This is a genomic window from Clostridium sp. Marseille-P2415 (assembly GCF_900155545.1).
Classification (GTDB): Bacteria; Bacillota; Clostridia; order Lachnospirales; family Lachnospiraceae; genus Lacrimispora.
The window spans coordinates 1,622,196-1,629,108 of record NZ_LT732526.1 but is presented as its reverse complement, the minus strand read 5'-3'; the positions used below and the strand labels follow the sequence as shown (position 1 = coordinate 1,629,108).

The 6,913-nt window shown below is 45.2% G+C and carries 7 protein-coding genes; 6 read left to right on the top strand and 1 reads right to left on the bottom strand.

Translation table 11 applies throughout. The annotated features are described in order from the left end of the window. From BQ9856_RS12465 to BQ9856_RS12440, 6 genes are all read left to right on the top strand, one after another. Nucleotides 1-761, top strand: a 761-nt coding sequence (locus BQ9856_RS12465; RefSeq protein ID WP_200801304.1) for a 2-hydroxycarboxylate transporter family protein, incomplete at its 5' end; no start/stop codon positions are given. A 101-nt stretch (nucleotides 762-862) separates the two neighbouring features. After that, nucleotides 863-1,969 (top strand): butyrate kinase, encoded by a 1,107-nt coding sequence (gene buk, locus BQ9856_RS12460; RefSeq protein WP_077613358.1) that lies wholly within the window; start codon nucleotides 863-865, stop codon nucleotides 1,967-1,969. A 9-nt stretch (nucleotides 1,970-1,978) separates the two neighbouring features. After that, nucleotides 1,979-2,635 carry a YczE/YyaS/YitT family protein gene (locus BQ9856_RS12455; protein WP_077611325.1) on the top strand — a complete coding sequence of 219 codons (657 nt, stop codon included), beginning with the start codon at nucleotides 1,979-1,981 and terminating at the stop codon, nucleotides 2,633-2,635. A gap of 15 nt (nucleotides 2,636-2,650) precedes the next feature. Then, complete coding sequence (locus BQ9856_RS12450; RefSeq protein WP_077611324.1) at nucleotides 2,651-3,007, top strand: acyl-CoA thioesterase; 357 nt, start codon at nucleotides 2,651-2,653, stop codon at nucleotides 3,005-3,007. Continuing rightward, the gene (locus BQ9856_RS12445; protein ID WP_077611323.1) at nucleotides 3,004-4,098 is read left to right on the top strand and encodes an isocitrate/isopropylmalate family dehydrogenase; all 1,095 of its coding nucleotides are present in this window, start codon (nucleotides 3,004-3,006) and stop codon (nucleotides 4,096-4,098) included. The genes BQ9856_RS12450 and BQ9856_RS12445 overlap by 4 nt, the downstream gene beginning before the upstream one ends. After that, on the top strand, nucleotides 4,095-4,961 hold the full coding sequence (locus BQ9856_RS12440; protein ID WP_077611322.1) for an MBL fold metallo-hydrolase: 867 nt from the start codon (nucleotides 4,095-4,097) through the stop codon (nucleotides 4,959-4,961). Before BQ9856_RS12445 ends, BQ9856_RS12440 begins: the two co-directional genes overlap by 4 nt. A gap of 233 nt (nucleotides 4,962-5,194) precedes the next feature. Here BQ9856_RS12440 and BQ9856_RS12435 read toward each other — a convergent pair whose 3' ends face one another. After that, entirely contained in the window at nucleotides 5,195-6,874 is a 1,680-nt protein-coding gene (locus BQ9856_RS12435) for a pectate lyase family protein (protein ID WP_077611321.1), read from the bottom strand. Nucleotides 6,875-6,913 lie beyond the last annotated feature (39 nt).

Below are 6,913 nucleotides of genomic sequence, written 5' to 3'. Positions count from 1 at the left end.
TTCCGGCCCTGTACAGCAGCTTATCAGGAACTGATATGACGCCTATGGCCGGTAAATTTCTGTGTTATGCTTCCATTGCCAATGTTCTGGCAGTCGTTCTTGCGGCAGTCGGAGGTGCTGTTACTTCTAAAATGAAAGGACTGAACGGCAACGGAGATATTTTGAGAAAGACAGGAGCTTCTGTTGTTACGGAAGGGGAGAAGCGTCCGGCTACTTCTGCAGATTATGCGGCTTTGGGCTCCGGTATTTTCATGAGCTTCTGCCTCTATCTGTTAGGAAACATCTTGGGAAGCCTGCCAGGTTTAAGCGTGATTCCGGGTCTTGCATGGACGATCATTCTGGGCATCCTGATTAAGTGTACCGGAATTCTTCCGGATAAACTTGCAGATAACTGTGTGTATTCCATGAACTTTGCATTAAGAGCACTGCTCCCGATGTTAATTGCCGGTATCGGTGTCAATTCCTTAAAGTTTGAAACACTGGCTGAGTTCTTCAGCATTGGCGCTTTTGCAGTCATCTTCCTGGGAGTTTTCGGAGCGCTGATCGGAGCCATGATTTTTGGACGTCTGTCAGGCCTTTGGTCCTATGAAGCCGGCGTCACAGCAGGACTTTGCTGCTGCAACATCGGCGGTTCAGGCGACTTAGCTGTGTTATCTGCAGCAAACCGCATGAATCTTCTGGCCTTTGCATCCATTTCAACGCGCATCGGAGGCGCATTGATGGTAATCTGGATCGGCCTTCTGTACCCATTGTTTCATTAAGATTTAATTATTAACATCAATTTCTTGCCAAAGAATATAGGAGGGCATGGCGGTCACATTTTACTGCCATGCCTGTTTTAAAAAGAAAGGAACGTAAAGATATGAGTTTATATAAAGTATTTGCTATTAATCCAGGTTCTACTTCAACCAAAATTGCCATGTTTGAAGGAGAGAAGGCAGTATTTTCTAAAAATGTATCCCATGATGCCGGGAAGCTTACTGAATTTAAGGAAATCAGCGACCAGTTCGATTACCGGAAGGAAATGATTTTAAAGGAGCTTGAGGAAGCGGGTCAGACGTTAGAAGGAGTGGCGGCCTTTTCTGCGAGAGGCGGCGGCCTGGTAAATATAGAAGGCGGTGTCTATGAGATCGGTGAAAAGCTTCTGGAACACGCCAGAACCGGTTATACCGTAAAACATCCGGCCACTCTGGGAGCCCAGCTCGCGGATGCATTTGCCAGGGAATACGGAGGAAAGGCCTTTGTGGTAAATCCGCCGGATGTGGATGAATTTACGGATGTGGCCAGGGTCACCGGATTAAAGGGTATTTACCGGGAAAGCCGGATCCATGCCTTAAACCAGAAAGAAATCGGAATCCGCTTTGGTAAGAAGACGGGGAAATCCTATGAGGATCTGAATCTGATCATCTGCCACATTGGAGGGGGAATATCCGTGACAGCCCACCAGAAAGGCAGAATGGTGGATTCCAATGATATTGCAAACGGTGACGGTCCCATGGCTCCTACCCGCTGCGGGCAGCTTCCGGTAAAGGATGTGATCGGCATGTGTTTTTCCGGTAAATATACGGAAAAAGAAATGCGGGATAAGGTGACAAAGACCGGAGGGCTTGTTGACCATTTACATACCTCGGATGCGAGAGAGGTGGAGGAGATGATGAAAAAGGGAAATTCTTATGCAAAGCTGGTTTATGATGCCATGATTTACCAGATCGGAAAAACAGCAGGCTCCATGGCTGCAGTACTCCATGGAAAGGTAGATGCAGTCATCTTGACCGGCGGGATCTCCCATGATCCGTACGTGGTAGGCGCCTTAAAGGAGATGCTGGCATTTTTGGCTCCCATTGAGGTGATGGCAGGGGAATTTGAAATGGAAGCTCTGGCTGCAGGAGCGATCCGGGTACTGGAAGGAAAGGAGGCGGCAAAGACCTATACCGGAGAACCGGTATGGAATGGTTTTCCGTCAGCATGAGGATAAAGGATGTATAAAATAAATTCAAACTTCGTGAAACGGGTGTTGATCTATGGAGCGGGACTTATGAGCCTTGCCTTTGGCGTGGCGTTTTCTGTTAATTCCGGTCTCGGGGTATCACCTGTTAATTCTCTTCCCTATGTGATCAGTCTGATCACCGGATTGGATATGGGAAGCTGTGTAACCGCTGTTTTTTCAATTTACATTCTGGTGCAGATTCTGATTCTGCGGAGGGAGTTCCGCCTGGTGAATCTGACTCAGCTTTTGTTTTCCGGTCTTTTCGGCTATTTTGTAGACATGGCGAAATGGGTAGTCGGCGATTTTTCTATTCCAACCTATTTTGGAAAATTGCTTATGCTGGCGGTCAGCATTCTGTTTGTTTCCGCCGGAGTATGCCTTTATATGAATGCAAAGCTGGTATACATGCCGATGGAGGGGCTGACTCATGCCATTGCGGAAAAGCTGTTTAAGAACAAGCCGTTTCATGATGTGAAAGTACGGATGGATTGTCTGGTCGTATTTCTCGGTATCGTCCTGTCTTTTGTATTTCTTGGCAGTGTGGAAGGGATACGGGAAGGAACGGTTATCTGCGCGGTTCTGGTAGGTAAGGTCATGAAGCCCATGCAGAAGGTACTGGTTCCTTTGATTAACCGAATCTGTTTTTAGAAGAAAGGGTTTTATATGAAAGTTACAAAAATGTCGAGGGCTGTTATGCCATCCATGGATAATGGAAATGGTGTTTTATTTGGAGGAAAGCTTCTTAGCTGGATGGACGAAATCGCAGGAATTGCTGCCGTCCGGTATGATGGAGGCAAAGTGGCTACGGTAGCCATGGAGCAGGCGGCATTCAAGACGCCAATTCCGGTAGGGAGCTTCCTTGATATCGAAGGAGTGGTGGTTTCCGTTGGGAATACCTCTCTGCGCGTCAGGACCAGGGCACAGATTGACGGACGGGAAGAAATTGCAGCCGAAGCGGTCTTTGTCTATGTTGCGCTGGATGAAGAAGGCCGGCCGAGAAAGGTGAATGAAAAGAAATGAACCTGAATGTTGCGGTCATTAAAGGGGATGGCGTGGGCCCTGAGATGATGAAACCAGCCCTGAAAGCTTTAAAAGAGGTCTGCAGCCTGTATGGCCACAAACTGAATCTACAACAGGTTGTGGCCTCAGGAGAAGCCATAGAGGCATTCTATAACCCGATGCCGGAGGATTCCCTGTCTGTCTGCCGGAAGGCATCTGCAGTAATATTCGGAAATACGGGGCTCTCCAAGTACCGTAATTTGTCCTTGGAGAAAAGGCCAGAATATGCGCTTATGCGCCTGCGGAGAGAACTGGAGGTGACGACCAATATCAGGCCGGTACGCCTTTATGAAGGTCTTTCTGAGCTGTCCCCGCTAAAAGAGCGGATTACCAGCCGAGGGCTGGATTTTGTCTTTGTGCGGGACATCGCGGGCGGAGTGCTGTGTTCCGAAAAGGTCACGTCACAGGGATTACATGGGCGTGAGGCATATGAATACGAATACTATAACGAGCAGATCGTAAGGAATACGGCAAAAATTGCCTTTGACCTGGCTCAAAAAAGGAAAAAGACCGTTGTGAGCCTGGATAAATCCAATGTACTGGAAAGTTCCAGGCTCTGGAGAAAGACCATTCAGGAAACCGGAAACAGGTATCAGCAGATTTCCCTGAATCACTGCTATATTGATACTGCAGCCATGAAAATCATGGAATCACCGTGGAGTTTTGATGTGATCGTTACCTCGAACCTGTTTGGAGATATCATATCAGATGAAGGTACTCAGATGACAGGGGCGGCCGGACTTTACGCCTCAGCCGAGCTGGCAAAGGATGGGAGGGGAATTTATACCCCGAATCAGCTTCATCATCCGGATGAATCCATCATTGGGAAGCAGATCGTAAACCCGATCGGGATGATAGGGGCGGCTGCTCTGATGCTCCGTTTTACCTTTGGTCTTGAAAAGGAAGCCTGTACGCTGGAAAAAGCAGTGGAAAAGACTCTTTCAGACGGATATTCCACAAAGGACATCTGGCTTACGGGGAGAATTCTCGTCAGTACGGACGAGATGGGGGAAGAGGTAGTGAAGAATATAAGAGGAGGTTTCGTAAAATGATCCGAATGTTTCGTTCAGGTATTTCAATTCGTTGGATAAATAATGCGGGATTTGAGCTTATCCTGCCGGGAGGAGCTCACCTTTTGGTGGATCCGAGGCTGGACAGCGCTCAGATCTATCCATTGGAAGTTCAGAAGCTGGAAAGAGTGGATTATGTGTTATTGACCCATGTACATTTTGATCATGGGGACAGCATTGGAGAGATTCAAAAAAGGTTTCCGGATGCCCGGATTCTTGTTGGAGATTTATCTGCGGAGCCCCTCTGCCAGCTTAAGCATCTGAATGTGGAAAAACTCTATCGGGTGCGGGGCGGTGAGACCTATGAATTTAACGATGTAAAAATAGAAGCAATATCCGGCCGTCATACGGAATCCAGACGGGGCAGTTATTATATGGAGGGAGGAAACATGATTCGTGACGGAGTACAGGATGATGCCATGTGGTATGGCTCTCTGGAAATGCTGAATTACAGAATCACCACAGCCGATGGTACTACGGTTTTAGTATGGGGAGGTATGACAACGGATGAACAGGTGTACCGCATGGCACATTACAAAAATAATGATATTGCCATCATGCATGTAAGCCCGAAACAGAATCAACAGTTGTTTACAGCTCTTGTAAAAGCCATAAATCCTAAAGTAGTGATTCCTCACCATTATGATTTATGGGATGTGATGTTTAAAGAAAATCCGGAAATGTTAAAGGATGCCCCTCTGCCGCCGGAAAAAATGAATGAGTCTTATATATTGGGGCTAATAAAGGAATCACTGGAGAAAAACTGTCAGAATAATTCTTTCCTGATTTTGGAGCATCATAAATGGTATCGATTTGGCTTGGGAGTGAGTGAAAATCCGGTTTAGTTCCATAACCAGCTTTCCGGATCAGCGGTCATCGAAGGGGAGGGTGCAGTCCAATACAATAACCAAAGTCTATAAAGATGAATAAGCTCATCTTTAACAGACTTTGGTTATTTTTTGCTTCCTGGAAAATGTCGCATTTCCCAGAAAGCAAATGTGTTTTACAATTAGTTGAAAGAATCATTTAAGGTATCATTTAAAGAATCAGAAGAAGAGTTATCTGAAGTATCTTACGTTCACTTTCCCCCAACTGATACAAGTCCTGTAGCATAACCTTTTATTTTGGACATCAGTGCTGTATTTAAAGCATAAGAAGTATCATCAGCGGCATCGTTAAATTCCCAGGTAAAATCACCCTGATTCATACGTCCGGCACTTGTTGTAACAATATGTTCCACATCATTTACCGTATCAATATCAGACAGGCTGACACCGATATCTTTACTGGTATCAAAGTTGTTATAAACAGTACTTCCAGCTTTGGTTTTATAAGAACCTGGAACGGTTTCATTTCTTGCAGAAGCTAAATAAGCATCAAAGGAGGCTGCATTTGCACCCGTTGTTCCGGCATTTGAGTTTGCATAGATCAGGCTTGAGGCATTTTCGATAATATTGTTATAGGCTTTGATCATACCGCCGTTTTCACCGGAAAAAGTACCATCTCCCAAAGCATCTGTACCTTGTAATGAGCTCATCATAGGATTTTTACAATGTCTGAAATAGTTTGCTTCTACAAATGCGGAACTTCCTTTTGTTACGCCAACGCCATATTTTGCATTTCCGTCAAAGTAATTATTATAAATATGTACGGAAGCTACTCTGATTCTCGGATGACGGGAATCGGAATGGTCGTACCAGTTATGATGATAAGTTACAAAAAATTCTGCAGAATCACTCATGCCGCAGAGAGAACATTTTCCGGAATCCCAGAAATGATTGTAGGACAATGTTACATAAGTGGATGCACCCTTAACGTCAGCGGAGCCATCTCCCTTTGCCTGATCGGCATCGGATCCTGCTGTTCCGTAAAAGATATCATTGTTATGTACCCATATATTGCAGTTCGCTGTGTCAAGTGAAATACCATCGTCAGGGAACAGCATTACGCCCAGGTTCCTGATTTCTACGTTTCCGCAATTTCTGACTAAGATGCCCCATCCATAAGCAGTTGCATCTTCACCAATACCTTCTAAAGTCATATTCATTTGTGCGTAGGAAGATTTTCCTTTTACCTGAAGGTATCCGCTGCTGTTAAGCTCTCCATCCATGTCACTGTCTGTAACTTTTCCGATAAAACGGATAGCAAGCGGAGTTGTGTCATATCCTTTTTGGCGTAACGTTAAAATTTCACCAATACCCGTACCTGTTTGTTTTTTTCCTGAGCTGCTTACCTTAACATCAAGAGTTACGGTTTTTGCTGTTTCAGAAGTCACATAAATCACCTGGGCATCATCTTTTAGTGTTCCGTCTTCGTTGTATGCGCCAGATCCGGATTTATACTGAGAATCGCCGGAAAAAGCAAATCCGGTTCTGTCATTTGCGCTCACGGTGAGAGCGCCGGAAACAGCACTTTCTTTCGAGCCATTGGATAGGATTGCTTCCACTTTCATGACATATTGGCCGGCTGCAAGGCCTACCGCATCCGCTCTCCAATAGGACGAATACTTTCTTATTAATTCATTATCAATTTGCACATAGGCAGAATCGCCTGCATTTGCAGATTTTACATATACATTGTAGGAAACGGCATTGCTGACCGGACTCCATTCAATATAGGCACTTTCAAACCAGCCTCCGCTTTCTGTCAGTGAAATATTCGCTGCAAAAGCAGGCAGTGCGTAATTACCTGATACCATAGTGAGCATCAGAGAAAAAACCAATAGTTTTTTAACAATAATTTTCCATTTTTCTCCCATAATCAGTTCCTTCCTTCGATAAAATTTTTAGTGATAAAA

What these genes read in the sequence shown, in the direction of transcription:
- BQ9856_RS12445 (WP_077611323.1), top strand. Translation starts at nt 3,004, where the DNA reads ATGAACCTGAATGTTGCGGTCATTAAAGGGGATGGCGTGGGCCCTGAG.
- BQ9856_RS12440 (WP_077611322.1), top strand. Translation starts at nt 4,095, where the DNA reads ATGATCCGAATGTTTCGTTCAGGTATTTCAATTCGTTGGATAAATAAT.
- buk (WP_077613358.1), top strand. Translation starts at nt 863, where the DNA reads ATGAGTTTATATAAAGTATTTGCTATTAATCCAGGTTCTACTTCAACC.
- BQ9856_RS12455 (WP_077611325.1), top strand. Translation starts at nt 1,979, where the DNA reads ATGTATAAAATAAATTCAAACTTCGTGAAACGGGTGTTGATCTATGGA.
- BQ9856_RS12435 (WP_077611321.1), bottom strand. Translation starts at nt 6,874, where the DNA reads ATGGGAGAAAAATGGAAAATTATTGTTAAAAAACTATTGGTTTTTTCT.
- BQ9856_RS12450 (WP_077611324.1), top strand. Translation starts at nt 2,651, where the DNA reads ATGAAAGTTACAAAAATGTCGAGGGCTGTTATGCCATCCATGGATAAT.